The organism is Paenibacillus cisolokensis (assembly GCF_018403665.1).
In the GTDB taxonomy this organism is placed as follows: Bacteria; Bacillota; Bacilli; order Paenibacillales; family Paenibacillaceae; genus Paenibacillus_AH; species Paenibacillus_AH cisolokensis.
In genome coordinates, this window is record NZ_BOVJ01000216.1 from 1 (window position 1) to 1,796 (window position 1,796).

Genomic DNA, 1,796 nt, shown 5'->3' on the forward strand with positions numbered 1-1,796 from the left:
CAAGGACGGCGGCAATAGCCGAGAACGGGGCTGTCCCAAAAGGTCTTGAATGACCTTGAACTGCACCCTGTCAAGTAGACAGACCAAAAAATAAAACATTCAAGCGGCCTTGGTTCTAAATTCCATCGGACTGAGGCCGCTTAATTTTACTTGTAGTCGCTCATAATTGTAAAAATGAATGTAATCCTCGATCGCTCGTTTGAGCTCCTCAAAGGTGTCGTAGGTGTGTAAGTAATACCTCTCACATTTCAATGTTCCCCAGAAGGATTCCATCGGACCATTATCGATACATCGTCCAACACGTGACATACTTTGGGTGATCTTGTTTTCGTCCAATAGCTTCTTAAAGGCAAGCGAAGTATATTGAAATCCCCGGTCACTATGAAGCATCGGTGTGCTTCCAGGCGCAGCTTTTAAGGCTTTCTTTAGCGTCTGAAATACAAGGGAGTTGTTATTGGATTTCCCCAAGACATAAGCCACGATCGACTTGTCATGAAGATCGAGAATGGCGCTCAAATACGCTTTCTGACCATTGCCGTACTTGAATTCTGTCACATCAGTTACCCATTTCTCGTTTGATGCATCCGCTTGAAAATTTCGATTCAACAGGTTCTCTGCTACTTGTTGCGGAGTAGATCGCATATACCTCTTTCGTTTCCGGCGGATGACTGACTGGATGCCTTTCAGCTTCATGAGGCGCTGCACTCGTTTATGGTTGATCGGCTTTTCAGTCATTCTGCGTAGATGCAAGGTCAGTCGACGGTACCCGAAGATGCCGTCCACCTTCTCATGCAGGGATGTCATCATATCCATGAGTTGTTTGTTCTCTGCTTCACGGCAACTGGGTTTGCGTTTCAGCCATTTGTAGTAGCTTGAACGAGGGATCCCAGCAACTGAACACAAGAGTTGCAATGGAAATCCTTCCTCTTGATGTAACGCTTGAATGGCACGATACACGTGCTCTTGGCGATATTGGCTTAACGATCCCTCCTTTCGAATTCCTGTAACTTTTTTAGCAATGCGTTTTCTGCCCTCAACCGTTCGTTCTCGTATTCCAGCCTCTTCATCGCCAACCGCTGCTGTTCTTCCATCGTTAACTCTTCTGGCGCTTTTGTGCGTCCCCTGCCATCTCGCAACGCTTCTTCTCCACCAGCTTCATACTTCCTTACCCATCCATAAACTTGCTGATAGGAAACTTGAAACTGCTTGGCTGCCTTTCCGTAGTCCTTGTGATGTGCAAGGCAATAAAGCACGATCTCAATCCGTTCCTGCCATGTTGTAGCGCGTCCTTTGGTCATAGCGGTCCTTTCCCCCGTATACGTTTTAAAACTGCTATGACCATTATACTTCTTTATCCACCTCTCGAGTTGACTTTGAGTGGCGATGCGGTATTTTTGATGACTTGATATGGGGACAAGCCGCCATGCAAATAATCCATAACCGCTTGAAGCTTAAGTTCAGCAGGGTAGCTTCGCCTCTTTTGGAATCCTTCACAGCCTTCCAACTTATAACGCATACGCCACTTCGCTAAGGTTGTTTTCGAGACGCCAAATCTCCTGACTGCCTCCATCACTCCAATGGATCCATTTTCAATTTGCTGGATGATGTAAATTTTCTCTAAAGCTGTACGTTCTGATTTACTCATAAGAAATGCTCCCCTTATGGTGACAGTTTTTTTATTATTTCATCTGTCTACCATATGGGGAGCATATCAGCAGCCCCTTCGCTTTCGTTTGTTCACGACCGGGAAGCGTTGTTCCGAAGCTTCTCGAGATGCTTTTTCCGCAGCTCTTTTT

At 45.9% G+C, this 1,796-nt stretch carries 1 pseudogene; it reads right to left on the reverse strand.

The features are described 5' to 3' along the window. Window positions 1-99: 99 nt before the first annotated feature. Window positions 100-1,645 (reverse strand): annotated as a pseudogene (locus PACILC2_RS24285) (IS3 family transposase). Between the last annotated feature and the right edge of the window lie 151 nt (window positions 1,646-1,796).